This window comes from Candidatus Nitronereus thalassa, from assembly GCF_032191465.1.
In the GTDB taxonomy this organism is placed as follows: domain Bacteria; phylum Nitrospirota; class Nitrospiria; order Nitrospirales; family UBA8639; genus Nitronereus; species Nitronereus thalassa.
The window spans coordinates 1,679,102-1,705,604 of sequence record NZ_JAQOUE010000001.1 but is presented as its reverse complement, the minus strand read 5'-3'; the positions used below and the strand labels follow the sequence as shown (position 1 = coordinate 1,705,604).

Sequence of the window (26,503 nt, the reverse complement as noted above, 5' to 3'; positions counted from 1 at the left end):
CCCTTCGATATGAACTGTGGTGGCAAAGTTTGAGCCTGGGGCATATCCGTAACCAGTTGGTCAGCTGCAGCTTGCGGAGTAGAGGACCGACAGATACCTCTCCCACTATTTGAGCGAGGCCTTCGGCAATTGCCACCTATCCAAAACGCTTTGTGAACCGAGTGAAAGGAACAAAGGGCGTATCAATCACTAGTACGACCATTATGAACGGAAACATGCAACTAGAGGAGAATGGGATTTTGTTTATACTAAGTGACACAGTCTCCAATGGCGATATGCAAACGTTCAAGAACTCCGGGGGTGGGGTAATCGGCTCCAATACCCTCGTCAATGGGAACCTTCAATGTAAAGAAAACTCTCCCGCACCCATACCCCCGGCGGCGCATTCCCTAACATAGTGCTCAACGGGAACAAGGAAGACCAGTACAGCGCGTCGCTGGGGTTCTGGTATAACCGGCGGTCCTTACCGTCCGGTTATTGGGACACGATCGATATGTAGAACACCAAGGGATGGGTCCAGTGGAAATGAATATCCCCACAACTCGCTGAACGCCCCCATCTGACCCATCGCTGAACGTACAACCCGAACCGGGCGGAGGTGAACGCCTCCCCCGGCTCTTGCTCGAAAAGTGGGGTGGCGCGTGCGACGAACCGTTCGACCGTCGTCCGGGCGACGGTCAGCCCCGTCGGGCTAAAGTGATAGCCCCGAAAGTCAAACCCGTGCTCGATCCGCTTCCCGAGGGGGTGTCGAGACCTCGCCCAATTCCTGGTTTAACAATTTTGCGGCATGTCGTAACTGTCAGCGGGTTGCAGGGGGATAATTCAGGGAAAGATTGTGGCGGAACCATCGGGTACTTTGGTGCCAACTTGGTGCCAACCGTAGGCACACCAAGCTACTTCAGGATTGCCTTGGTTCATGTTTACCCTCTGAACTTTCGGTGTCTTGGGTTGCGCTAGGCTGCGCTGGGTTGGGATGCTTTGGACTCTTAATCAGCGGGCCAGAAGGCTATTGGAGGGAAGGTATGTAGGAATGATGTCTTGTTAAAAAGGATGCCTGTTCTCTATTACAAAGGTTGGAACACTTCTTTGCCAATCACCTAACGCCATATGCTTCAAAATACCCTTAAGCGGCAACAAATTCACTGAGGTTGAGACCAGTAGCGTTGATCCGAAAAGTTCGAAAATCGTCCAGTAAGGCCAGCCATCAATTGGCTTCTTGGAAGCCAATAAGTTGCGAGGCTTCATTTGTGAAAGGGCGCGGGCTTCCTGTCTTCAAGGTGTCACACCCTGGTCAAACTAAACTTCCACTGTGAATTTCTTCTGGAAAGTGCTCAGAGTAAGGGGTGATAGCATGACTCATCCCAGTTTAGATTTCAGGATTTAAGAGAATCTCCTTTTCTGTGAAATTATCTTGCCTCAGCCCTTCCCCCTTAGTTGACCATCACCAAGGAGGGTGGCAATACCCAGTAAGGAATGTGACAACTTTTCAGGTTGATGATCTCATGTATGTTCTGATTGTGTATTCCATGCCCTCTCTATCATTTGTCTGGTAAGGGGATGGTAATGACAATAGCTCCCATGACGTCATTCAGTTTGAAATTTCGTTTGGGACTGAGTGGGTGGGTATTATGACAATTGACACAGGATGCTGTCACTGCTTGATCAGCATAGATGGCTTGAAAAAAGGAAATCTTCCCACTTTGAATGACTCCTGAATACGGCTGATCTGGGTTATTTTCTACAGCTTTCAATCCCTTTCGTTCAAAGTCAGTTACAGGACCATTTCGTTCATAGATGGGCCATAAGCTGATCAATCGAAATCGAATTCCGGTCCCATGCTCAGCCACTAATCTTCCAGATTTTTGAAGGAATTGGGCAGGAAGAAGAAGAGAATTCGTTTGTTCCCATGCTTCGTTTGCATCCAATATTTTATTTTCATGAAGGCGATTGACAATGAAGGACGAATAAATGGTTCGATCAGCTTGGATGATGGAATGAATATACGACGCCACCACATCAGGGGGAATGCCGGGGATGTGTTCCGTACGTTTTGCATCACTTGTGAAAGCATTCATCCAGCATGTAAACAGAAAGACCAATCCGAACATGCCGACTCGTGGATTTTTCATGCAAGATTTCCCTTCTCCTCCTCCTCCTTATTATGAGCCTGGTTTTCGCCCGGGAGGATGATGCTGCATTGCGTTCCTTGACCTTCTACACTTTCCAATCCCACCCGGCCTCCATATTTTTGTACAATCCTCTGTACAATGGTTAACCCAAGCCCGCTACCCTCTCCTTGAAACTTAGTCGTGAAAAAGGGGTCAAACACCTTAGCCAGAAGATTTGGTGAAATACCGATACCCGTGTCTTCAATCCGTATTTCAATATTGCCTGAATCCGAGGTATGAGTTCTTAAGGTGAGCAGACCTTTCCCTTCCATGGCTTGGATCGCATTCTTGATCACATGAAAAAATAGAAGGCGTATTTCGTCGGTTTGCCCGTAAAATGGAGGAAGATCGTGGTACTCCTTCCGAATAGTGACCTCGGGATAGTCCCCTTTGACGTTCATGTATTGCACAATCAGGTCTAAATGCACATTGAGATCAAGAGCCGTTGGAATCGCTGCTTCCTGATTCCTGATTTGTCCGACCAGATCTCGTATCACTTTGGCCATGCGTTGGCCCTGCTGAACAATGGCTTTGGCATGACTTTTAGCCTTTTGTACATCTTCCTCATCTTGAATGGCTTCGGCCAATCCAATGACACCGACCAATGGGTTGTTGAGTTCATGGCCAATGCCTGAACAGAGAACCCCCAAACTGGTCGACTTTTCACTGTTTATGAGTTGATCCTGGAGCCGTTTTTCGTCAGTCGTATCTCGTAACAAAATTCCATATTTGGGATTTTCTCCTGGACGAAGACCGACAGGGAACCAGTCGTACCGGAAAATCCGGTTTTCGATGGTGAGAAGGTGTTCGTGGGCCGAAGGCGAATCGGTGTTATGTTGGAGGAGCGGATCATTAATTTGTTTCGCCATACGCGTCTCTCCATCCCCGTTCGCTGAAGTATCAGTGGGAGAAAGGTCCAACAAGTTATGAACCTCCTGGCGGAGTTGCTGCTGTTCTTGTGAGCTCGGGGAAATCAATTGCAATAAATTTTGATTGTCACCCCAGCCATTTGTAAGTCCAGCCGCATGCATAAAAGCCTGATTCATATACTTCACATCGAGATGCTCATCTACCATGATGACCGGGTCGGGAATTCCTTCGAGGATCTGAGTAGTGGATTCACGGAGATACTTGACTTCCTGTGTCTTCGTCTCGACTTCGCTGAGTAATCCGGAAAACGCTGCCTGGAGTTGCATATTCATGTGATTAATCTCTTCTGCCAGATCCTCGATTTCATCGCCGGTCTTAATGGTAATCGGATCTGTCATCTCCCGATTGGCAATGCGTTGGGCGGCACTTTGTAAATCACGAAGGGGACGGACGACTTGTCTCGACACCAAAACCCCAAGGATCAATAACAGAACCGAAGAAATAAGGCCAAAGGAAACGATCCAAATGCGTAGGTTATATACGGGCGCAAACAGCTCTTCTGAAGACTGCCAGACAAACAAATGCCACGGCTTTCCTGTCGAATCCATCATGACCCTGGACATTGTTGGCAAGGCCGAGAATCCAATAATCGACTGGTCCTGGCCGCCATGTCCGTCGGTGGTGCCCAAGGTCCATCCTGGGATAAGAGGTGTGACCAAGGGAATTAATTGGGAGTCGGCAATTTTTTCACCAGTGTTGAGAATTGGACAGCTAATCACACGGCCATCACTATCCATCAGCATCACATGGCCCGTTTTCCCAAAATGAATCACATCAATAGATGGTGCGAAAAATTCTTTGGCATCATAGACGCGGTGTAACACGCCGACGGCCCGGTATCGAATACTATCCATTACCGGCACCGCGATGGAAAACGTGTACGTACGCAATAAATCGTCAAATTCTAAATTGCTGATATAGGGTTTCCCTACCCCAGTGTGAAAGGCCCCTTTCCACCAGTCTGACTGTTGATGGAGGTAGGACACATTCGCATTGGTCGTCGCCACCACTCGGCCGAGGATATCGGTCACATAGAGCACCCGAGTGGCAGACCGTGCCACCATAGAAGAAGTTGATGAAAACCCAGTGTTGGTCCCAAGAACGCTGCGGATGAGAGTCTGGGTGAGCGGATGTTCAATTATTGTGGCTTGAAAGGTTGAATCTTGCGACTTCCATGCGGCATCTTCCTTGGAAAGACGAGCTTGAACTTGTTCAGGAGATAACTGCTGGATTTGGTCTCGAAGGTTCTCCAGTTCCTGAATAATTACCGGTAATTTGGCAATTTGTTGGTTCCTTGTTTGTTCGTCGACTACCACAAGGTCCAACCTTCGGGCAGTTTCCACGGCAAGGGCCTGAAAATTGGCGCCATTCACTTCGCGAATTTCTCGCATGCCAAAATAAAATGCCAACGACAAACCAATAAGCAGAGGCAGAAGTCCTACCAAGAGCATCGAGAGAATGAGCTTTTTGGTGAATCCGCCTTGTCTGGACGTCCCGGCCATATGTGGCCCTCCCTTTTGGGAGCTCTACAACAGTTGATTACGTTGGGGCGTGTTCAATTGCAGGAAATTGAAGTGAAAAGGCCGTGCCTTTTCCAACCTCGCTCTCCACACAAATCTGTCCCCCGTATTTTTCCGTGATGGATTTGGCGGAATAAAGGCCCAACCCTGTTCCCATCCCTTTGGGCTTGGTCGTAAAAAATGGAAGGAAAAGATTGGGTAAATGATTCTCAGGGATTCCCGATCCGGTATCCGCGATGTGAAGAGTGACCGACCCATTCTGGCACACAGAAGCCAACGTCAATACTCCTACTCCTTCCATTGCATGAAGGGCATTCACTATTAAATTTACCAACACCTGAAGAATATCATCCTGATTGGCCTGAATAGCGGCACTGCAGTCGTAGTGTTTCTCAATGATCACATCTTGGTGATTGGCTGCAAAACTGGCAATATTCCATGCCTCATCAAGTTGTGAATTCACATGGACCATTTCCATTTTTTCAGGAGAGGGTGCGCGGGAATACAATGTCAGACCTCGACAGATTTTTGTAATGCGTTTGGTCGCCGCGACAATGCATTGAGCCGATTCTTTTGTCGATTGCTCTTCAGTGTCCTCAGCAATATTTTGCCCATGCCCGAGGATCATGTAGAGTGGATTATTCACATCATGGGCAATACTGGAGACGAAGGTACCAATGGAGGCCAGCTTTTCCGTTTGCAATAAACACCCCTCCATTTGCTTCTCATGCCCAAGGATTTCCCAGAAGAGTTTCGCGGTGGCACCATCCAGGATTTCCGTTGTAGGATTTCTTTGTTGACGCAAAAACTTGGACACCTCAGGGTCCCCGGTAACATCAACGATGAGGTCAACATCCTTTTGATTATTCAGCTGCATATAATTGCTGAACACGGGAATGTGTAACTGTTTGGCTTTTAGTAAACCCGGGGCATGCGGATTGGTATCGACAATGCCAACAATCTGAATGTGGGGAAGTTGAAAGAAGAGTTCTAATAATGCTGTGCCGCCTTGTCCCCCTCCAAGAACAAGGACCCGAATAATTGATTGATCAATCATACCCACCTCTTTCATCAATAATTCAAATGCAATGAATAAAGGGGGGCGGGAAGGTTCCTTTGGAAAGAACCTTCCTCGATTCATTTAATTAGGTAAATAATACCGGCCCCCCGCTGTTTAAGACCGATTGGAGAAAACAGGATTTCGAACGTTTATTTACACAAAACTGTTATCCTTGGACTCGACGGCTTTGGCGACGACAGCGCGCAACTTTTCAGAGTCGACGGGCTTCACCAGATAATCCGTCACCCCGCTTTGGAGAAATGACGAGGCCATTTCAACATCTGGATGACCGGTCATTACAATAAGGGGCACTCGGGGAAATTGCGTTTGAAAATAGTTGATGGCTTCGACACCATTAATTTTTGGCATGCGGATGTCGCAGATAATCGCATCCATCAGGATGGGGTTTTCATCACGGTGAATTTCTTCGATGGCCTTTTCCCCATCTTCGGCTTCCATCACCTCATAGCCGGCCTTTTCCAGGTTGACACGGACTACTTTTCTGATGTCAGGCTCGTCATCCATAATCAGCACACGGCCGTTGCACGGTTTTCCACTAAACATTCCTGCTGAGCGTTCTCCCATGACTGCACCATCCTTTCTCCCAAAAAAATGGGAATGAAAATTATATGATTGTTGATGGGGGAGGGTCATGATTCATGGGATTGAATTCATCTTTGTCAACATGCTTCGATCTTTGTGAATGTCAGGTAAAACAAATTTTGAATAAACGGAAAATTTAACAAACTCTTGTCACTATTTTTACTTCTTTGCAAAACGAGCATTTGCCCAGTGAACGATGAAAATCAGACGATTCCGCTAACACCCATGCCGATTCTCGAATATCCATAAGTTCTAAGGAATCGGCTTCCTGCCGAGTGACCTTTTCCATCACGCATTGGTCGCAACATTCCCGTCCCTGCATTTGTTCCAGGAATGACGCCAATCTTGTCTCCATGTTCATAATTGATAGCCTCCCAATCTAGGTTGCCCATATATCTCCCTCTTGGATTTTTTGGTCGGAGGTCCTGAATAAAACCACTCATTATGAATGAAACCCCAATCTTTTGAGTCGTTTAAAAATTTCGCTGATAATAACGCCAAAGCAGAAGGTGGGGTCAATCGGACATATTCTGATTTATAGGGTGTTAATTTCTTATATTGTCCATAGCCTTCAAGGGCATTTTGATTAAAAAAATCTACGTAAAATATTTCCTGGGATTACGGTGTCCAGATGAAAATACGTAGAGGATGATTCGTCGAATCTTGGGAGCAGGGATTTGAGTTTGAAGAATTTGAAAAAAAAGTGAGACAGGGGTCAGGCCAAGCTTAGGAGTGGTGGCCCACTGGGCTATTATTCCAGGGTAGTTAAGCCTTCCCGAATTGCATACTTGGTGAGATCAGCAAGATTGTCAATGTGAAGTTTGTTCATGATGTGGTTCCGATGGGTATGTACAGTTTTGTTGCTTATGTGAAGGAGGGTGGCGATGTGCTCTGTGGTCTGGCCTTCGGCAAGCAGCTGCAGGACCTCACGTTCTCTTCCTGTTAGGGGCAAGAGACCGGTGGTGCCTGAAGACGCTTGGGGTTTCCGATACGCATCGGCGATATATCCGGCGACCTGTGGACACAGGTAAGAATAATTTGCTTGCACGGCATGGACGGCTTGAATAAACTCTTCCCACGGACAATCCTTGACCAGATATCCGTCAGCCCCTGCTTCCAATGCGGCCACCACAAAACGCCTGTCCTCATGCATGGAAACAACTAACACCTTGACTTCGGGATAATCAGCCTTTATTTGGCGGGTTGCCTCAATCCCATTCATCCCCGGCATCGAGGCATCCATGATGAGGACGTCGGGCCGTATTTCCTGGACCAACCGAAGAGCATTTCGCCCGTCTTTGGCTTCCCCAACGATAGCGAATCCCTCCTGCTGTTCAAATAACGAATGCAAGCCATCCCGAAAGAGCTGGTGGTCATCGACGAGGATGATACGTAAAGTCATGAAGTTGCGTCTTTCCTTTTAAAATTTCTGAAAACCCCGGCCTGACATTTCCTCTCCTCCCGCAATTTTTTTTACTTTGACTTACAAGGGCGCAAGAATTATCGCTTGCGTGCCCTTTCCCTGAATAGATTGAATCTCAAAGGCTCCTCCAATACTCTTGAGTTGTTCGTTAATGCTGAAGAGACCAAATTTCTTAAGGGAAAGATTCTCTCCCAAGGTTTGGACAACCGGAAACCCCGCTCCATCATCTTCCACGGTAATGCAAAGGTAATTTTTATCTTTGGTAACCCTCAGGGTCACTGTTTGAGGATGGGCGTGCTTTTCAATGTTTCTCAGGAGTTCCTGAATGGCACGATAAATGATGGTGGCGATCTCCATTTCAAGATTCGGGGGCTCTTGGCAAATCTCGACGATGAACTGAATGTCGGGATGTCGTTCGCTTGTTTTTTCGACCAGACTTTGCAGCGCCGCCAAGAGGCCCAGATTGTAAAGGATGGGTGATCCCAATTCGAAGGTGAGTGAGCGTGTAGCCCGAATGGCCTCATCAAGAAGATGGTTGATATCCTTAATTTGACCGACTGTAATCAAAACGTCCTTTTGTTCTCTCGAATTTCTCAGCCGGAGTTTTAGGGTGGCCAGGATTTGCCCAATTTCATCGTGAAGACCAAGGGCAATTCGTTGACGTTCCCGCTCTTGGGCTTTGGAGGCTAAGACCGCCCATCTTTTCAGTTTGCCTTGTTGGTCGATTAGCATTGCCTCATATTTTTTCCGCTCGGTGATATCTTCTACGATGGCGATATGCTGTCGAGGATCGTTCTCATCCAACCATAACGGGACGCAAGTTAAATTGACCCAAATAAGGGCTCCATCTTTTCTAATATAGCGTTTCTCCATCTGAAAGGTCCGGATCTTTCCTGACAAGAGTTTCTGCATATTTTCCAGGTCTGGTGGAAGATCATCAGGATAAGTGATGTCTTTAAAGGAAAGTGCAAGCATTTCCTCTAGGGGGAAACCAACAATGTCGCAATACCGTTTGTTGATATGTTGGAACTGTCCACTGAGGGAGTCCAAAATAGCAATGCCTGTAGGGGCCTGATCAAAAATAGCTTGCCACCGTCGTTCTCCTTCCCGAATGAGGGCCTTGGTATGCCTTTCCTTAGTAATGTCCCGACAGACCGCGACTAGTCGAGCTACTTTTCCATTTGGATCGAGGATAGGCGACTTGACCGTATGAAAATACCGAATGTTTCCATTGCAGTTAGTCACCGGTTCACATGGAATATTAAGGACTTTTCCCGTGGTAAACACGAACTCATCATCTTTGAGGTATTGTTCCGTATAATCTGGGTCATTAAAGGGTGCATCAATCATATTCTGGAGTTCTGAATTGGTCATTCCGTAATAGTCACGAAAGGCTTTATTGGCCCACATAATTTTCGACCCTGGTCCTTTTACCAACACCATGTCATTGATGGCATCCAAGATCTGGCGGTATGTCAGTTCAGTGAATTGAAACTCCTCCCTCAGATATTCTAATCTAGTTATTTGTTTCCTAAGAGCAAGGTTTTCTGTCAGAAGCTCTTGTGTGGTTTTAAAGTTTTTCATCGATCGTGGTCTTACCTTAAATTCCAACTGATTGACCCAACATGGAGTAATCTGGGTATAAGCACGTGCCTATACTTAACTGCTCCCGATAAGTAATAGAATAAGAAAATAGAAAAAATTGGGCTTTCTTGTGATGCCCTTTTTTTAAAAGATGACTTCTTTTTCTACTCAGACGATAGGAATAAGAGGGATGCTGGATTTCTCTCGTGATATAGAAGGGGCCTTGTTCCAGTTGGTCCAGCCCATAAAATAGAAACGGAGAGTTTGGACGGCGTGGGTAAATGCTAGATGAAAAGCCGTTGAAAGGGGCTACCCCGGTTTCACAATAACCCTTTTTCTGTCGAAATTTCCCGTATATTAAAACCTAATTACGGTACATCTAAAATTTTTCATTAGGAAAAGTATATAGAGTCATTTGCCAGAAGTAAATTAGACAAAAAAATTAATACAAATTACATAATTACCTTCACTAAAAATTCCTAGGATTTTGGTTTCAAGCGAATTCTTTGACTTTGAAACCTACACTACAATTAAGTCATGCCTTTTGGGCATAAATTTGGGAATTTTGTGAGTTGAATTTTCATCTAATTGGAATCTGTGAGTCGGTTTAGCCTTTTTTGTAGCGTAGTGTGGATGAGGCCATGAAGCCATTTATTAACATCTGGAAATGCTTAATCACATTTGGTCGATTTTTTAGGGACTGTGAGGGTTCGAATCCTTCTCCCCCAGCCATCAATTTTCCTCACCAAAGTTTAAGAGTTATCAGAAGACCTTAAACCGCCATCGAATTTTCGATTCATAAGAATCTAATTTGTTGTCCTCGCCAACTCTATAAGCCTCTCTTTCACAACTGTTCCCAAAAAAATTCTTGCAGTAGATTTAGTCCCTACCCGTCAAGAGTCGTTTTGTTTCTAACCTATAATGAAATTTGATCATCCAGAATTGTAAGATGATTTACTCTCTTTTCACTTATCGTTAGGATACCATTCCATCCCTAGCCCTTTTCGGAAAGAATCCATGGCGAACAAAGATACTCTTGGATCCCACTCGAAAGACCAACGTAAATACAAAACCCTTTTGGAGATTTCAGAGACCATTTCCAAGGATCAGGATTTGTTTGCCCTTTTTCGTCGCTTGGCCCAAGTTCTGCCCGGGATTGTACAGGTAGATTTTCTCGCACTCTTGTTGTTTGATCCAGAATCTCAATTGATTGAAGACTTCATCATTCAGGCGAACGTGGCCGGGGACATTCAGGGCGGAAAAAAGTGGCAGTTGGATGCGCACCCCGCAGGAACGGTGTTTCAAACCCAAAAAGCTTTTCTGGTAGCGGATATTTCTCAGGATCATCGTTACCCTGAAGCCTTTCCTTTGATGCAAGAGGATGGAGTGGTGGCACTGTGTGTGCTGCCTTTGACTTCGTCCTTACGCCAAGTGGGGTCCATTGTTTTCGCGAGCAGACAACAAGGTACGTATCAGGAATCTCATTTAGAGTTCTTGCATCATGTCGCTAAACAGGTTGCCGTCGCTGTTGATAATGTTCTTCACCATCAAGAACTCATTCGGGAACGAGATCGACTGAGTCTCCTTTTGGAAGTCAACAATACGGTCATCTCATCTTTGGATTTGCGAAGCCTATTTGAAAAGATCAGTCAGAGCCTCAGAAAAAACCTGCAACACGGCTATACCAGCCTTGCCTTGCATGACCCTCAATCCCATCGCATGCGCACGCATATTTTAGACTTCCCCAGTGGAAAGGGGCTTTTACAAGAGGGGTTAGAAACTGAAATGGATGACACCCCAGCTGGTCAGGCCTTCAAAGAAAATAGGCCTGTGGTTGCCGACGTTGTGGCCTTGCGCGGGTATCAATCAGATTTCATCAAAGTCTTGAAACAAGAAGGGATTCAGGCTGTTTGTGCGATTCCCCTTTCCTCACCGAATCAAATCATTGGCACATTAAATGTTGGCAGTCGCAAGAAACACGCTTTTCCGAAACATGAAGTCACTCTGCTGACTCAAGTCGCCACGCAGATTGCGTTGGCCATTGACAATGCTCTGAGGTTTCAAGAAGTCAACAATCTAAAAAATCGTCTGGCCAAGGAGAAGCTCTACCTTGAGGAAGAAATCAGGACGGAGCATAACTTTGAAGATATTATTGGGGAAAGTGTTGCGCTAAAACGTGTGCTTCAGCAATTGGAGATCGTGGCACCAACAAGTTCCACGGTTCTCATTCTCGGGGAAACTGGGACAGGAAAAGAATTGATCGCAAGGGCTCTGCACCAGTTGAGTACACGCAAAGAACGTTCCTTCGTTAAACTCAACTGTGCTGCGATTCCTACAGGGTTATTGGAAAGCGAACTCTTTGGCCACGAGAAAGGAGCATTCACCGGCGCCATTAGTCAGAAAGTCGGACGTTTTGAATTGGCGCATGAAGGGAGTATTTTTTTAGATGAGATTGGGGAGATCTCCTTAGAGCTTCAATCGAAATTATTACGCGTGTTGCAGGAACAAGAATTTGAACGATTGGGAAGCACAAAAACGATCAAGGTAGATGTTCGGCTCATTGCCGCGACCAACCGTGATCTGGAAAGCATGGTCGGGGCCAATCAATTTCGAAGTGATTTGTATTACCGATTGAACGTGTTTCCGATTACCGTTCCTGCTCTTCGAGAGAGGCCAGAAGACATTCCTATTCTCGTTCGGTATTTTACGCAGCGTTATGCCTCCCGCATGAAAAAACCCATCGAAACGATTCCTCAAAAAACCATGGATCACCTTTCCCAATACCATTGGCCGGGAAATGTTCGGGAATTGGAAAATCTCATCGAACGGGCGGTGATTCTGTCTCAAGGATCGGAACTTGTGGTGGACTTAGGGGCCCTCAAACAGACACGTCAAAAATCTCTTCCCTCGAACGCCACCCTCAACTCAGCTGAACGCGCGCACATCCTCAAGGTGCTTCAGGATTCCAAATGGGTCATTGGTGGACCGGATGGAGCCGCACAGCGCCTTGGTATGAAGCGAACGACTTTACACTCCAAGATGAAAAAATTGAATATTTCCAGATCTCTTTAGGTTTCGTCACTTCGTCATATGACGAAATATCGTCACATGTTTTCGTCTCCTCCATTCCTCCACTCCAGAAACAATTAAATTTTACGTTTAATTTCAATTACTTATAAAAGTAAATTTGAAAAATAATAATGGTATGGCCTTTGCGGTATTAAAAAGGTGAAAGCTGTTCTAGGGAGAACTCAAACAATTTTTTCAATAAGGAGAAGAGTCATGAAACAATTTTTTCAAACAGACGATCGGTGGTCGGGATTCATCATTCGAGTCATGTTGGCCTTGGTTATTTTCCCGCATGGTGCACAAAAACTACTGGGCTGGTTTGGCGGGAATGGATTCGAGGGCACCATGGGGTTCTTCACACAACAAGCGGGACTGCCCTGGCTCATCGCGTTTCTAGTCATCATCGGGGAATCTATCGGCGCCCTCGCGCTGGCCGCTGGGTTCTTCACACGGTTTTCAGCTGCAAGCCTCGGCGTCATTATGTTAGGTGCCATCGCGATGGTGCACTGGCCTCATGGTTTTTTCATGAACTGGTTCGGGCAACAAGCCGGTGAAGGATTCGAGTTTCACCTGTTGGTGATCGGTATGGCCTTGGCATTGGTGGCCAATGGCGGTGGCAAGTGGTCGGTTGATGGAGTGATTGCGCAGAAACTGAGCGAGTCTTCGACCGAGAAGGATGTCGTCAATCGGAAATTGGCAACGTCTGCGGCCTAACCCTCAGATTTGGAAGACACGTATGCTTCGCATCACTTTTGAAGAACACCCGTCCGGGCCAACCATCAGACTCGAAGGTCGATTGGTTGGTCCGTGGGTGCAAGAATTAAAAGCATATTGGCAATCCATTCGGGGATCAAAAGAAAGGGACACCATCCGCGTGGTTTTGAATGCCGTCACCTCGATCGATGAGAACGGCAAGGTGGTGTTGCAACAGGTTCATCAAAATGGTGGATTGTTGATTGCCTCAGGATGCCAGACCAAGGCCATTGTGGAAGAGGTCACCGCGAGACCATCGGAGAATTCGAAACCGAAAAGTATGGCCTCCCCCTCGAAATGAACTCTAAGGCCAACTATTTACGCTTGATGAATCGTTCGTTTTTTTTCGAAATCACCTGTTGAGTAAAGGAGTTCATCATATGAAACATTTCATTGGTATGCTTGTCATGACCCTCCTCATATCCAACATAGCCCTTGCAAAAGATCTTCCTCCCAACACGGCAAAGATCGCGCCTGGAGTGTATAGCTATGGGAACCCAGCCAATGGCTATTTTTCCATGTTTATGGTGACCGAGGACGGCGTCATCGCCATTGAATCCGTTAGCTCCCAACATGCAGCGGGTATGATCAAAGCCATCAAGGCTATAACAGGTCAACCCATTCGGTATCTCCTGCACAGCCACAACCATTGGGATCATTCCAGTGGCGGAAAAGTGTTTCGTGATGCTGGTGCAACGTTGATCGCCCATGAGGAAGCCTATACGTGGATGAAGGCGAACCCTGGCCCAGACATGGTGGTTCCCGACGAAAGTTGGGAAGGAAATCGAAAAGATATCACCCTTGGTGGCACTAACGTTGAATTGCACTACTTAGGCATGAATCACGGGCTTGGCATGACCGTGTTTCTCTTGCCTCAAGAAAAAATTGCCTATATCGCCGACCTCGTTGTCCCGAATCGAGTCATGTTTACTATTGTGCCAGATTTCAACATAAAAGAATGGGAGCGATCGTTAAGAGTCATTGAGCAAATGGATTTCGATAAAGCTGTCTATTCTCACAGCCATAACCCCACTCCGTTGTTAGGTGGAACCAAGCAGGACGTAACGAAGTATTTACAATTCATGCAAGACTTACGGGGGGCTATTTTTGCAGAATTTAAGAAGGGTACGAATCCAATGATGGTTCCGAATGTCGTGCAGCTTCCCAAATATAAAGATTGGGCGATGTATAAGGAATGGCTGCCGATGAACGCCTGGCGTATCCTCCTTGATGAATGGATGGGACCCTTTCCGTGGAGGCCGGATAAAGATTAGACGCTTTTTGAGCGCCAGTTCACATTCAAAGATAGAGGGGTGCAAGGTGACCTGAACGTGATAGACCAACGGCTTTAGGGAAGATTTGCCAAACCCGTTGACCTTCATGCGGGTCACGAAATGATCTGAGCAATCTGGGGAGAAAGGAAACACCATGAAAGTACAGTATTTGGGACATGTGGTTTTTTATGTCAAAGATTTGGAACGGTCGCTCAAATTTTATCGGGACCTTTTGGGCTTCACGGAAATTGGCCAAGCGTTTAACGGGAAAGCCGCAGGGTTGACCTCCGGTCGGACGCATCATGAGTTGCTCTTGATCGAAGTGGGTGATGCTCCTGGTCCTCCTGACGGAGTTCGGCGTGGGCTCTACCATATCGGCATAAAGATTGGAGAAAGTTTGGAGGAACTGCGATCCGCCAAAAAGGAACTCGAGCGTAACGACATCCCTATTTCCGGCATGAGCGACCATACCGTGAGTCAAAGCCTCTATCTTCATGACCCGGATGGAAACGAAGTGGAGCTCTATATCGATGTGCCAGGAAGTAACTGGGAAGAAAATCCTAAGTTAGCTCTGTCTCCCACCAAGCCACTCGTTTTATGATGTCACTGACGAACAGGGCAGGTGAATAGCACACCAGTTTAATGTCTATTTTCCTTGCTTTATCGTGATAAAGGATCACTGAATTATGAGACGTGCCCAACGGATGAAAATAGTTTTCTTTTCTTCACTACTCGGGCTAGGAGTTCTTGTGACCATCCTGAGTTTCGCAAAACCCACAATGTTTATGAACGCCGAAGAACAACGCTTGCTCGAGGCTGTAGCCCAAGACGATCTAGCCACTATAAGGAATTTGGTGAAGCAAGGGATCAATGTCAACGCTCAGGATGCCCGAGGGCGGACGGCCTTACTTGTCGCCGTTGAGGGGCATTATTTTGAAAGTGCAAAAGTGTTACTCAAGGCTGGAGCGGATGTGAATGTGCAGGATGACAAAAAAGATAGTCCGTTGTTGTTGGCAGGAGCCGAAGGCACGGTAGACATTATGAGGTTGATCCTACAGGCCAAGCCAGATTTCAGTTTGTATAACCGCTTTGGAGGTACCCCACTCATCCCCGCCGCTGAACGCGGCCATGTGGACATGGTCAAATTGTTAGTGAATACGAAGGTCGATATCAATCATGTGAATCACCTGGGATGGACGGCATTATTAGAAGCCATTGTGTTGAGTGATGGTGGTCCGCGCCATCAAAAGATTGTGCAGATACTGGTGGATGCCGGAGCGGATGTCCATATTGCCGATAACCAAGGAGTCACGCCCTTGGAGCATGCTCGGCAAAAAGGATTTAGCGAAATTGTAAAGGTTCTAGAGTCTGCCGGAGTGCAATAGTGTGGAAATTTAATTGGAATTTCGGATGGGCGAAGAATGCACATCATAATTTTTTACTCATACGGAGGATAGGGATAAGGTACACGCAGGGTATTCGGACAAAACTTGGCCTTCTCACAAGTTGTCTGGTAGAAGCGATGGTTGGGCATGTGTCAGCTGCGGAGTTACCAAAAGAAAGTGTCCTGCCACTGGCCTCAGCCATGAAGGCCGCCCATGCGACGGTTAATAGATGTTTCGCCGATGGCTATTAGGTGAGCGTGACAGTGTTCGATAAAGAATCACAGGTTGAACAACACTGATTCAATCTCGATATTACCAAAGAATTTAGTATTATGGTGGGACTGATTTCGTTTGCAATTCGAAAATCCAAAGTGTTGGTTACTTAGGTAAAAATAACCATCATCATCACCTAGATTTGGCTGCCATTTTTAAGGTGAACGCCAGGAATTCCTATTCTCTAGATCTCGAAATGTTGCAAAACCCGTAAAGACCGTGTACGACTCTCAGTTAAGATACGAGTTGCGGCACGGCTCCTGCCTTAACCCTTTATGCGAATGACCCAATTAAAGACCTGCCCTTCATCCAGAATCCTGAAAAAATCCTGGAAGCCTCAAGCCTTGGAACAAGGTCAGTCTCTGGCTCACTCTACGAAAGGTTTGTGTCGACAATAAGTGTGCTGCGATGTCTTTTATTTTAATTTAACAAGGAGAAGTACGGTATGAGTACGGGGACAGTAAAATGGTTCAATTCAAACAAAGGGTATGGGTTTATCACTCCTGACGATGGTGGGAAGGATTTATTCGTACACCATTCTGAAGTCAAAACCTCGGGCTATGCCACGCTAGATGAAGGCCAGAAAGTCGAATATGAAGTTGGCGAGGGGCAGAAAGGCCCCTGCGCAAAAAACGTGACACCGAGTTGATTGGGTAATTGACAGAATTTTTTTGCCCATAGGCAGGTTGTTAATTTGTGACCTCAGCCTGGTTTGGCCAGCGAATTGACCCTTCACTCAATTTTTCTAACACAATTGGGTGAGGCATTCACGGGGTAATGAGGCATCAAGGTGCCTGTGAATTGACAACTTAAACCTAAGCCTGTGTGAGATTAAGGCCCACTGGGTTCAAACCTGGTGGGCCATTTTTTTGTTTCTAGGGGGAAGGGACGATTGATTTTGGCAAGAAGCCTGGGCGAGGGCACTCTGGCAAGGTGATTGGCGAATCAGCGTTACTTGATTTTTCTGTTTTTCCCCGGTTTGGAAATAATAGATGATATGGTGCTTGGTCCAAACCCAGTGCTTGACATCGTGATAGCCTGACGCCTGATTTCATCCATGGAATTCGGGAAAGCTTTTTCTTTTTCCGGTGAGAGGACAAATGTCGATGATTTGAATTTTGTTTTTGGCCTGAATGCCTTTTTTTTGTTGGGGTGTTTGCTTCCGGGCCATGTCGACAAAAAGTTCATGGATAGTTTCCCTGTCTTGGTATGAGGTGAGGGTGAGCATAGGGCCGAGTCGGGTCAAACGTTAACGATGCCGAGACTAGATCTTTCTGCTTGATCGGTCAATCGGTTGAGGTTGTTGGTTTGGGGAGAATATCGACCAGCAACAGATCAAAGGTTGATCGCGATTAATTTATCGAAATCATTGAAATACTTTCATTTTGCTCAGAAAGGAATCTCGAGTCCGTCATTAAAAATATCATGGTGTTACCTAACATACTGACCAAATCGAGCCCACGCAACCAACGAAAATTTTAGTGCTAGAGGAGGAATTTCCTAGCCCTTTTCTTTTTTCCGCGCATTCAACTTGCCAAAGTTGAGGTGGGGAAGGCCATTTCCTCACCTTTCATCTTCTCATTTTTGAGTCGCTTGGGCAATTCAACAACGAAAGTCGGTTAAGCAATCTTTAACGGTTTCACGGTTCCATTAAAAACCGTTAGCTCAGCTCAACCTCGACGTAATGCTCCTGGCGGTCGTCTGTCAGGGGAATCATGCCTTGTGGTCGTGCTGTCCCATCGTTGCTAACGACATCGACGACGGCACCATCCACCGTCACGCGAATCACCTGCTCTGACTTTTCACCAACGCGCTTGATGGTGATGTGGTAGAAGGTCTCGCGAAAACGATAGTGGATTTTGTACGACTCCCAATGAGCCGGGACACACGGTGCTATGCGCAAATGGTCCACTTCCAGTTGCAGGCCCAGGAGTGTTTCCACGGTCAGCCGATACATCCAACCTGCGGCTCCAGTGTACCACGTCCATCCGCCACGGCTTGTGTGTGGCGGTGCCCCGTAAATATCGGCGCACATGACGTACGGCTCGACCTTGTAGCGTTCGATTTCCTCCGGCTGACTCCCGTGATTGATAGGATTGAGCATGGCGAACATTTCCCATGCCCGTTCCCTGTCCCCCATCATGGCAAACGCCATCGTGGTCCATATCGCGGCGTGGGTATATTGGCCCCCGTTCTCCCGAACTCCGGGTACGTAACCTTTGATATACCCGGGCTCAAGGTCTGATGTATCGAAGGGCGGGGCAAGCAGTTGGATTATTCGAGCATCGCGTCGTATTAAGCGTGTATCTACGGCCGCCATCGCCTGTTGAATTCGGAGAGGATCACCGCCCCCCGAAATGACGGCCCAACTCTGGCTGATCGAATCAATTTGGCATTCCTCATTTTGGGATGAGCCCAAGGGAGTGCCATCATCGAAATAGGCCCTCCGGTACCAACCCCCATCCCAGGCATTGGCCTCAATATTCTTGCGCAGCACTAAAGCCTGCCCGATGCACATGTCGGCAAAAGCCTTATCGCCTCGGCCACGAGCCAGGCTGGCAAACAGCTCAAGGTTTTCGTAGAGGAACCACGCCAACCACACGCTCTCCCCCTTGCCGTCACGACCGACAAGATTCATCCCATCGTTCCAGTCGCCGCAGCCCATCAGCGGTAATTGATGTTCGCCGAATCGCAACCCGTGTTTGATCGCACGCACGCAATGTTCATAGAGGCTGGCTACTTCAGTCGAACGTTGGGGCTGGTCGTAGTAAGCCTCTTCTTCCGGTTTCAACTCGCGGCCCTCCAGGAAATGTACCGACTCGTCGAGGACTCCCGTATCGCCGGTCGCCAGCACATACCGACAGGCGGCATACGGGAGCCACAGATAGTCATCGGAGAAATGTGTACGCACGCCTTGTCCGTTGGGCGGATGCCACCAATGTTGCACGTCACCCTGTAGGAACTGGCGATCGGCACAACGCAGCAACTGCTCGCGTGCAAGCCACGGTGTGGCATGGATCAGCGCCATAGTGTCCTGCAATTGATCGCGGAATCCGTAGGCTCCGCCGGACTGATAATACCCGCTACGGCCCCAGAACCTGCAGGACAATGTCTGGTAGACCAGCCAGCCGTTCGCCAGCACATTTAAAGCCGGGTCTGGAGTTTCTACATGTACCACGCCCAGGGTGCGGTTCCAGTGTTCCCACACCCCTTCTAATGCCTGGGTTGCACCAGCTGGTCCGCTGAATCGCTGGATGAAATGCCGGGCTTCGTCATTGTTGTGGGCCGCCCCAAAGACAAATACGATCTCGCGTTCCTCTCCATCAGCCAGTTCAATCTTTGCCTGTATCGCTCCGCATGGATCAAGGCCCGCACCGGTCTTGCCGGACAAACGCGTGCGACCCATTGCCGCCGGGCTAGCCAACGAGCCATTGCGTCCGATGAACTCTGTACGGTTTCCGGTCACCGTATGCTCTCGTTCGCTGATCTGCCCGAAGACCACCCGATTGGCACATTCCCGGCTATACGCATTGCGGGCAAACAGCGCTCCGCTGTGCGGATCGATTTCGGTCACAATATGCATCAGATTGGTGTGACGCCACTCGCCGAGCACAAGCTCCCAATACCCGGTCAGTGACAATCGCCGCGAGCGCTTCGAATGATTGCGCAGCTTGACCACCGCAAACTTTACCGGTGCGTCCATGGCCACGTAGGTGAACAGTTCCGAGGAGATCCCGGCTTCGTCATGTTCGAATATGCTGTAGCCGAACCCGTGTCGGCACACATATCCGGATCGACCGTGGGTGGGTAATGGCGTCGGTGACCAGAACGCGCCTGTTTCCTCGTCGCGAATGTAGAGCGCCTCGCCGCTGCCGTCGCCAAGCGGGTCATTGTGCCATGTGGTCAGCCGAAACTCGTGAGCGTTTTCCACCCAGGTATACGCGCTCCCGCTCTCGCTGACGACCGTGCCAATGTGCGGGCTGGCAATGACATTGACCCAGGGCGCCGGCGTACTCTGACCCGGTTCAAGGGTAATGACGTATTCGCGCCCGTCGGGTGTAAAGCCCCCCAGGCCGTTAAAGAAAAGCCGTTCGCGTGCTGCCAACGGCTGGGACGGTTCCGCTGCCGGTTCCAACAATGGCTTCAGACGGTCCGGCAGACGCTCAACCGGCAGGGGGCGTTCCACCTGCTCGAGCAATGTCTCGGCGGAATCGGTGAGTATGACGCGTGCAACCGTCTGGAACAGGACCCGGTCCTCCTCGGACAGTTCTTCGGCGCGCCGTACGAAGACCCCCCCCGGTCTGTCGATGACTTGTGCTTCGGGACCTGCATTGATCAGCCCCATGATCTGGTCTTGGAGAATCGCCCGGTAGCCCGAGAAATCTTCGTTCACGATCACCAGGTCTGTAGTCAAGCCCTTCATCCGCCAATATGCATGGGCTTGCAGCACTTGTTTGACCAAGTCAATGCGGCTCCGGTCGCCGACGCGTAGCAAGACGATCGGCAGATCGCCCGAGACGACGAAGCGCCACAACCCGGACTGGCCAAGCTGGTTACGGGCAATGACGCTGGGTGTGGCACGGCGCCAGGCACTGGCGAAAATGACGGAAGTCGCCAGGCGGCCATAGACTTGAGCCTCGGCTTCGGTGGCGTTGTTGAGGTAACGCAGCACCTCCTGACTTTGAAACCATGCCATTTCAAAGGCGCGTTCAACAAAGTGCCGGTCGCAATATTTCTCCAGCAATTCCAATGCGGCCTCGCGCGTGCCTGCGATCCCTGAGATGATCTGTACGTTCGCCGATTCGTCCGGTGACAACGTAACGGTGCGGCGGATCGCCACGATGGGATCGAGCACCGACCCATCCGTGTTCGACAACGTGGATGGGCTCGCACGCCTATCCAATACCACCGGGTTGAACGCGGTTCGACCCCGTCCGAGGAATTGAGCCCGGTCCGTCTCGTATGACGGCTCGTCAGCCCTCGCGCCAGGTGCGGCCAACAGATGAAACATCCACATGCCCTGCTCTCCCGGAGTGCGGCTGCGCCGCCTGCAGAGGATCGCCTGCCGGTCTGGTAGAATTTCAGTTTGCACGAACAGATTGCTGAATGAGCGATGGGCCAGGTCGGCATTGAAGGGAGCAAGCACGACCTCTGCGTAACTCGTTATCTCGATATGACGGGTACGGGATGACAGGTTGGTGAGTGTGACACGCCGAATTTCGACGTCGTCTTCCGGTGACACGGTGATCTCGGTGTGCGCTTCGATCCCCTGATCGCGCCGCCGGAATTCCGCGCGCGCTTGCACGAAAATTGCCTCATAGTGATCGGCCTTGCGCAAAGTCGGTTGATACGCGGTTGACCAAAACCGTCCCGAGTCACGGTCGCGCAAATAAATGAACGTGCCCCAGCAGTCGGAAGTTGCGTCCTCTCGCCAACGAGTGATGGCCAGGTCACCCCATTGGCTGTAGCCTCCACCGGAATTGGTTGCCATGACGTGGTATCGGCCGTTGGACAACAGGTGAACTTCAGGTGTCGGCGTGTTCGGGTCGGTAAATACTCGCATGATCGAGGCTGCTTCCACCGCTGGTGGGCGTGCGGCGGCGCTCACTTCGGCCGCGTGGGGGTGCAACGTCGCTCCTTTCTTCGGCACACGCTCCTGGAGCAATAATTCCGTTGCTTGCACGAGGGGAGCCGACATGAATCTGCGCTGCATTGGCCGGTCGAGCAGGACATGCGCAAAGGCTAAAAGGCTCATGCCTTGATGATGCGCCATGAATGTGCGCACGATGGCGTGATCTTTACCCCGCGGCACGCGCGATGGTGTGTAATCCACCGCCTCGTAGAACCCATACATGCCTCGGAACCCATTGGCTGCCAGCGTCTGTAAGTTGCGGCAGGCTTCCCGGGGCATCACTGTCAGCGCCAGGGCGCTGGCGTAAGGCGCGATGACCAGGTCGTCTCCCAGCCCGCGCTTGAAACCCAGCCCGGGTACGCCGAATGCCCGATATTGGTAGACGTGGTGCATATCGGTCGCGTTATAGCAGGACTCGGAAATGCCCCAGGGCACCATGCGTTGTCGTCCATATTCGATCTGGCGAGACACTGCAGCCTTGCAAGTCTTCCCCAACAAGGTGTTCTCGTGGCTCGGCATGATGAGTTGCGGCATGAGATACTCGAACATCGATCCGCTCCAAGAGATCAAACTGACGTCGCCCCCATAACTTGTCAGCTGGCGGCCGAGTAAGAACCAATGTTTCTGCGGTACCTGTCCCTGCGCGATCAGTAGGAAACTGGCTAGGCGTGCTTCTGATGCGAGCAGGTCGTACCAGGATGGATCTCGGCGTCGTTCGCCTACATCGTATCCAATATTCAGCAAACCGCACGACGAATCGTAGAGGAATTCGAAATCCATCACCGCCAGTTCGCGGCAACGCTCCACCAAATCGTCAATGATTTTGAGTCGCTCCACCGCGCCCGTATAATGGGACACAGGCGACGGGGCTTTCCCGGCTGACGACAGCGTTTCAGTGCCTAGGGCTCTCTCTCTGGCCAATTCCGCTAGTGTCGGAATGTTGCTGACGTATTGCGGCTCGGGCACCAACCATCTCAGGTCCTCTCTCAGGGCGCGGGATTGCTGATCGAATGCCTGTGCCCAGTGATACAGTTCGCCATCGATATCACTATCTGCTGGGAGCCAAGACACCAGCTCCCCGGCAGTGCGGTGAATCTCATCCAGCAGCCTATCGGCGGCAGCCAATGTCGTTGGCTCCCCATTCAGCGTCAGTGTGTGAAGATTGTCCTGAAGAAGCTTGATCTTCTTGGCAAGATCCGGGGCTGGTAAGGAGGGCACGTGGTCCGCCAGTACCTGCAAGGTGTCCTGCAGCCCCCGAAACGGGCACGAAGACAGCACCGGCTGATCTTTCAACTCAGCCAGTCCCGCTTGCAACGTGAGTAAGCTACCGGCGAGGTTGCCGCTGTCCACCGAAGAAACATAAAGGGGACGAAGCGGTTTCAGCGTGCGTGTGTCGTACCAATTGTAAAAATGCCCGCGGTAGCGTTCCAACTTTTCCATCGTCGCCAATGTGTGATCGGTACGTCGCAGGAATTCACCGGCAGAAAGGTAACCGAAATCGTACGCAGCCAGGTTCGCCAGTAGCGACATGCCCATGTTCGTAGGTGAGGTGCGGGAGGCGATGCCCGCAGCCGGATATTCCTGGAAGTTATCGGGTGGCAGCCAGTGGTCCTGCGGACCGACAAACTTCGCGAAGAAGCGCCACGTGCGGCGGGCGGACGCACGCAAGAACGCTAGTTGATCAACAGTCAAGCCCGGTGTGGGAGACATGATCGGCATGCTGATCCGCCAGGCGACGCCAGGCGACGCCAGCCAGAGCAACAAGAGGGGCGCACAGAAGAGCCACTCCTCTGACCGGTTGCCCCACCCCAATGCGAAGGCTAGTACGACAGCCAGAACAGGCGCGATCCACATCTCTATATAAAAACCGGCTAGCGTGTGGCGCGCGTTGCGAGTGGCATACGATCGCATATGCCAGATCAACAATCCACGTCGAGTGAACAGCATTCGCATACCAGAGCCTAGAATCGCATTCAGGCTTATCAGGGTGTCGTAGGGCAAAAAAACCAGAGTCAGCAACGCGAGCATGATCGGCCCGCCTGCAGATTTGCTTTTTAGGATTAGGTGTACAAGCCAATCACGTTCTTCAGGCTTACGAATGAACTCGATGGCGGTTCCCAGCAAGGGGGGCAAGAACACCACACTGGCAACCAGCAGGGTCCAGATCCACGCCGATCCCTGGGCAAACAGCCAACCACCTGCCAGCAAGGCCAGCAGTGACGGCGGCACGAGACTGCGTCGCAAGTTGTCGAAAATTTTCCACACCGATAAGGGTGTGAGCGGGTTCGGTTGCCGCTTCGCTTTCGATCCATTTGGCTCGATCGATTGGTTTGAACGGGGCGGTCCTGGCACATGCGGGAGCAGCCAGCCGGCAATTTGCCAGTCGCCGCGTATCCACCGGTGTCGCCGGCTGGCCTCTATGGCATAACTAGCCGGGTGTTCTTCAATGATGTCGACATCGGTCACCAATGCCGAACGCGCATACCCGCTTTCCAGTAAGTCGTGACTGAGAATGAGATTCTCCGGAAAGCGTCCATCGACCGCCTGACGAAACGCGTCCACATCATAGATCCCTTTGCCGATGAACGACCCCTCCCCGAAAATATCCTGATAGACATCCGAGACCTCGCGGGTGTAGGGATCGATGCCTGACTCTCCAGCGAACAGTTTTGCAAACTGGGATTGGCCTGCGCTTGTCAGGCTGATCGACGTACGTGGTTGCAGGATCGCGTAGCCTTCGACGATGCGACCCTTGTCCGGATCGTACACCGGCCGATTGAGAGGATGCGCGAGGTTTCCTATCAGTGTGCGTGCTGTGTCGCGGGGCAATTGCGTGTCGGTATCCAAGGTGATGACATACTGGATCGAATCCAGGATAGACGAATCACCGACTATATCCGAGAATGCGGTTTGCTCCCCTCCCCGCAGCAAGGCATTAAACTGCTCCAGTTTTCCGCGTTTGCGCTCATATCCCATCCACACCCGTTCGTATGGATTCCACACCCTGGGTCGGTGAAACAAATAGAAGATGCACGGGCGGTCCTCGCGGTAGGTCTCGTTGAGGGCCTGGATACCTTCGCGTGCGCGGGCGAGCAAGGCGTCATCATCCGGTAAGGTACGCTCAGGCGCGTCACGGAAATCCGTCAGCAAGGCAAAGAACAGATGGGGATCCCGATTACCTAAATAGCGGATCTCCAAGGCTTCGAGAAGATCATCAATCTCTTGCGGCCTGCTCAGTAAAGTGGGCACTACGACCATCGTGCGGTGAACGAATGGAATGCCCTGAGGAAAATCTAATCGAGGTAATGCCCGAGGCGTCAAGAGAAGAGTGACTAGTAGGTTCACCAGCGAGACGGCCATCGCCGATCCACCGATGATCCCGGCCATCCCCAAAAACCAGAACTGCCAATTTCCCAGGTCGAACCCGTCGAAAGAAAACAGCACAATGGATGTGACCAAGGCAGTGAGTAACAAGATGGGGCCGAGGTACAGGAACAGACGGAATTGGAGGCTTGCTTGATTGGCACGAAATTTCCACGACACACCGCAGCCGACAGCACGCTCCAGTAGGGGCCGTCCCTGATCAATCAGGTAATATCCGACATGGGCGGTGCGGTCATGGGTACTCAATCGTGCCGCAGCAGCCTGTGCAAGAACAATGGCTTCGCGTGCTACCGCTAACTCACTGCGCGAACTGCTCCTCGCCACGTCTTCGATGACATGACGGTACCGATCTCGTGTCGAAAAATCCTGGATGGAATGCATCTCTGTCGGGTCTTCACGCAATGTCTGTTCGACGACACTGAGCGACTCGACGAAATTTCTCCAGTCTAGGGCACCGATGAAATGCAGACTTCCGATACTGTTGGCGAAGGAGATCTGATTAGTCGCAGCCGTTCTGCCAGCTGCTTCCGACAATTGAGTGGCGGTTACCCCCTGTTCGAGTAGTTTCTGCTCGACCCAGGTTTGGATAAACGCCATAGGAGGCCCCAGAGCCTCAAGTCTTGCGTAAAACTCCTCCACAAACGGTGCGGTCAGAGGTACATCCGCATTGGCAAACTCGGCGAGCAACTGAACAAGCTTTTTCGGCTCACTCTCGGCCGTCGTGTGCATACGGGTTGCCCAAGCGATGGCTGCGTCACGCTCCTCGCGCCGACGGGCAATACGCAACCCAATGCGGCGAAGGTTTTCCAATAGAGCCAATTGCAGCATGATCGGGAATGCCCACAATTCGCCGAGTTGTAAAGGTTCAGCGGTCTGGTAGGCGGCGACGAATTGAGTGGCGTTATCGCTGTCGACACGACCGTCCATATGGGAGATCAATTCCAACGCCAGGTTGTAGATTCGCGGAAATCCGGCTGATAGGCCATCAGCCAATCGCGGTAATTGCCGGCTGTACCCCCGAGGTAAATGTCGACGCGCCTGGACGATCTGCTGCTCGATGAGATAGAAATTATCGAGCAACCAGGTTTCTGCCGGTCCGATCCGTTCTCCCGGCGTAGCCGCGGCTGTCACGACATCATATGCTGCCAGCAGAACGCTCTCATTGTCTGCGAGTCGAGACAATAACCGGTCCGGCCCCGGACGCGGATCTATTCTATGTTGGGCAGCAAGGCTGACCGCGTGCCGCTTCAGTTGCTCGATGCTAAGAATCTCCGAGCGCAGCAACTCGGTATCCTGCGCATTACGCAGCGCATTCTGTGAACGTGCTGAAAATACGAAATTTTTGATAACTATGACGTGCTCCTTCCGTGAGCTCTGACAATCAGCGCAGCATAGGCTTATTGCTCGGTGGTTGCCAAAAAATCCCGCTCCGTGCTTTCAAAACA

General features: G+C 50.0%; 16 protein-coding genes. 8 read left to right on the top strand and 8 right to left on the bottom strand.

Going from position 1 to position 26,503, the window contains the following annotated elements; all coding sequences use genetic code 11:
• Positions 1-618: 618 nt before the first annotated feature.
• Complete coding sequence (locus PPG34_RS07625) at positions 619-957, top strand: hypothetical protein (RefSeq protein ID WP_313832594.1); 339 nt, start codon at positions 619-621, stop codon at positions 955-957.
• A gap of 581 nt (positions 958-1,538) precedes the next feature.
• On the opposite strand, the gene PPG34_RS07620 is transcribed toward PPG34_RS07625, so the two are convergent.
• The 7 genes from PPG34_RS07620 to PPG34_RS07590 all read right to left on the bottom strand — a co-directional run bounded on the left by PPG34_RS07620 (position 1,539) and on the right by PPG34_RS07590 (position 9,288).
• Positions 1,539-2,129, bottom strand: coding sequence for a Tll0287-like domain-containing protein (locus PPG34_RS07620; RefSeq protein ID WP_313832593.1), 591 nt, complete (start codon positions 2,127-2,129; stop codon positions 1,539-1,541).
• A complete protein-coding gene (locus PPG34_RS07615) occupies positions 2,126-4,600 on the bottom strand; it encodes an ATP-binding protein (protein ID WP_313832592.1) in 2,475 nt (824 codons plus the stop codon). Before PPG34_RS07615 ends, PPG34_RS07620 begins: the two co-directional genes overlap by 4 nt.
• A 37-nt stretch (positions 4,601-4,637) precedes the next feature.
• Positions 4,638-5,675 carry a sensor histidine kinase gene (locus PPG34_RS07610; protein WP_313832591.1) on the bottom strand — a complete coding sequence of 346 codons (1,038 nt, stop codon included), beginning with the start codon at positions 5,673-5,675 and terminating at the stop codon, positions 4,638-4,640.
• 156 nt (positions 5,676-5,831) lie between these two features.
• On the bottom strand, positions 5,832-6,263 hold the full coding sequence (locus PPG34_RS07605; RefSeq protein ID WP_313832590.1) for a response regulator: 432 nt from the start codon (positions 6,261-6,263) through the stop codon (positions 5,832-5,834).
• 154 nt (positions 6,264-6,417) lie between these two features.
• Positions 6,418-6,642: a hypothetical protein gene (locus PPG34_RS07600; protein ID WP_313832589.1), complete on the bottom strand. Its 225-nt coding sequence runs from the start codon at positions 6,640-6,642 to the stop codon at positions 6,418-6,420.
• Between the two features lie 390 nt (positions 6,643-7,032).
• Positions 7,033-7,683 carry a response regulator transcription factor gene (locus PPG34_RS07595; protein WP_313832588.1) on the bottom strand — a complete coding sequence of 217 codons (651 nt, stop codon included), beginning with the start codon at positions 7,681-7,683 and terminating at the stop codon, positions 7,033-7,035.
• 81 nt (positions 7,684-7,764) lie between these two features.
• The gene (locus PPG34_RS07590) at positions 7,765-9,288 is read right to left on the bottom strand and encodes a PAS domain-containing sensor histidine kinase (protein WP_313832587.1); all 1,524 of its coding nucleotides are present in this window, start codon (positions 9,286-9,288) and stop codon (positions 7,765-7,767) included.
• Between the two features lie 1,017 nt (positions 9,289-10,305).
• Between PPG34_RS07590 and PPG34_RS07585 the strand changes: the two genes are divergently transcribed.
• From PPG34_RS07585 to PPG34_RS07555, 7 genes are all read left to right on the top strand, one after another.
• The gene (locus PPG34_RS07585; protein ID WP_313832586.1) at positions 10,306-12,360 is read left to right on the top strand and encodes a sigma 54-interacting transcriptional regulator; all 2,055 of its coding nucleotides are present in this window, start codon (positions 10,306-10,308) and stop codon (positions 12,358-12,360) included.
• Positions 12,361-12,570: 210 nt separating this feature from the next.
• Positions 12,571-13,071 carry a DoxX family protein gene (locus PPG34_RS07580; RefSeq protein ID WP_313832585.1) on the top strand — a complete coding sequence of 167 codons (501 nt, stop codon included), beginning with the start codon at positions 12,571-12,573 and terminating at the stop codon, positions 13,069-13,071.
• Positions 13,072-13,093: 22 nt separating this feature from the next.
• Positions 13,094-13,411 carry a hypothetical protein gene (locus PPG34_RS07575; protein WP_313832584.1) on the top strand — a complete coding sequence of 106 codons (318 nt, stop codon included), beginning with the start codon at positions 13,094-13,096 and terminating at the stop codon, positions 13,409-13,411.
• Between the two features lie 79 nt (positions 13,412-13,490).
• The gene (locus PPG34_RS07570; RefSeq protein ID WP_313832582.1) at positions 13,491-14,384 is read left to right on the top strand and encodes an MBL fold metallo-hydrolase; all 894 of its coding nucleotides are present in this window, start codon (positions 13,491-13,493) and stop codon (positions 14,382-14,384) included.
• 154 nt (positions 14,385-14,538) lie between these two features.
• Positions 14,539-14,985 (top strand): VOC family protein, encoded by a 447-nt coding sequence (locus tag PPG34_RS07565; protein ID WP_313832581.1) that lies wholly within the window; start codon positions 14,539-14,541, stop codon positions 14,983-14,985.
• Positions 14,986-15,070: 85 nt separating this feature from the next.
• Positions 15,071-15,769: an ankyrin repeat domain-containing protein gene (locus PPG34_RS07560; protein WP_313832580.1), complete on the top strand. Its 699-nt coding sequence runs from the start codon at positions 15,071-15,073 to the stop codon at positions 15,767-15,769.
• A 718-nt stretch (positions 15,770-16,487) separates the two neighbouring features.
• Positions 16,488-16,691, top strand: a complete 204-nt coding sequence (locus PPG34_RS07555) for a cold-shock protein (protein WP_313832579.1) — start codon at positions 16,488-16,490, stop codon at positions 16,689-16,691.
• 1,011 nt (positions 16,692-17,702) lie between these two features.
• Here the strand turns inward: PPG34_RS07555 and PPG34_RS07550 are convergent.
• On the bottom strand, positions 17,703-26,342 hold the full coding sequence (locus tag PPG34_RS07550; protein WP_313832578.1) for a glycoside hydrolase family 94 protein: 8,640 nt from the start codon (positions 26,340-26,342) through the stop codon (positions 17,703-17,705).
• Positions 26,343-26,503 lie beyond the last annotated feature (161 nt).

Coding starts and splice junctions, on each gene's coding strand:
- PPG34_RS07590 (WP_313832587.1), bottom strand. CDS start 9,288: ATGAAAAACTTTAAAACCACACAAGAGCTTCTGACAGAAAACCTTGCT.
- PPG34_RS07605 (WP_313832590.1), bottom strand. CDS start 6,263: ATGGGAGAACGCTCAGCAGGAATGTTTAGTGGAAAACCGTGCAACGGC.
- PPG34_RS07585 (WP_313832586.1), top strand. CDS start 10,306: ATGGCGAACAAAGATACTCTTGGATCCCACTCGAAAGACCAACGTAAA.
- PPG34_RS07610 (WP_313832591.1), bottom strand. CDS start 5,675: ATGATTGATCAATCAATTATTCGGGTCCTTGTTCTTGGAGGGGGACAA.
- PPG34_RS07580 (WP_313832585.1), top strand. CDS start 12,571: ATGAAACAATTTTTTCAAACAGACGATCGGTGGTCGGGATTCATCATT.
- PPG34_RS07600 (WP_313832589.1), bottom strand. CDS start 6,642: ATGAACATGGAGACAAGATTGGCGTCATTCCTGGAACAAATGCAGGGA.
- PPG34_RS07615 (WP_313832592.1), bottom strand. CDS start 4,600: ATGGCCGGGACGTCCAGACAAGGCGGATTCACCAAAAAGCTCATTCTC.
- PPG34_RS07560 (WP_313832580.1), top strand. CDS start 15,071: ATGAGACGTGCCCAACGGATGAAAATAGTTTTCTTTTCTTCACTACTC.
- PPG34_RS07620 (WP_313832593.1), bottom strand. CDS start 2,129: ATGAAAAATCCACGAGTCGGCATGTTCGGATTGGTCTTTCTGTTTACA.
- PPG34_RS07570 (WP_313832582.1), top strand. CDS start 13,491: ATGAAACATTTCATTGGTATGCTTGTCATGACCCTCCTCATATCCAAC.
- PPG34_RS07555 (WP_313832579.1), top strand. CDS start 16,488: ATGAGTACGGGGACAGTAAAATGGTTCAATTCAAACAAAGGGTATGGG.
- PPG34_RS07595 (WP_313832588.1), bottom strand. CDS start 7,683: ATGACTTTACGTATCATCCTCGTCGATGACCACCAGCTCTTTCGGGAT.
- PPG34_RS07575 (WP_313832584.1), top strand. CDS start 13,094: ATGCTTCGCATCACTTTTGAAGAACACCCGTCCGGGCCAACCATCAGA.
- PPG34_RS07565 (WP_313832581.1), top strand. CDS start 14,539: ATGAAAGTACAGTATTTGGGACATGTGGTTTTTTATGTCAAAGATTTG.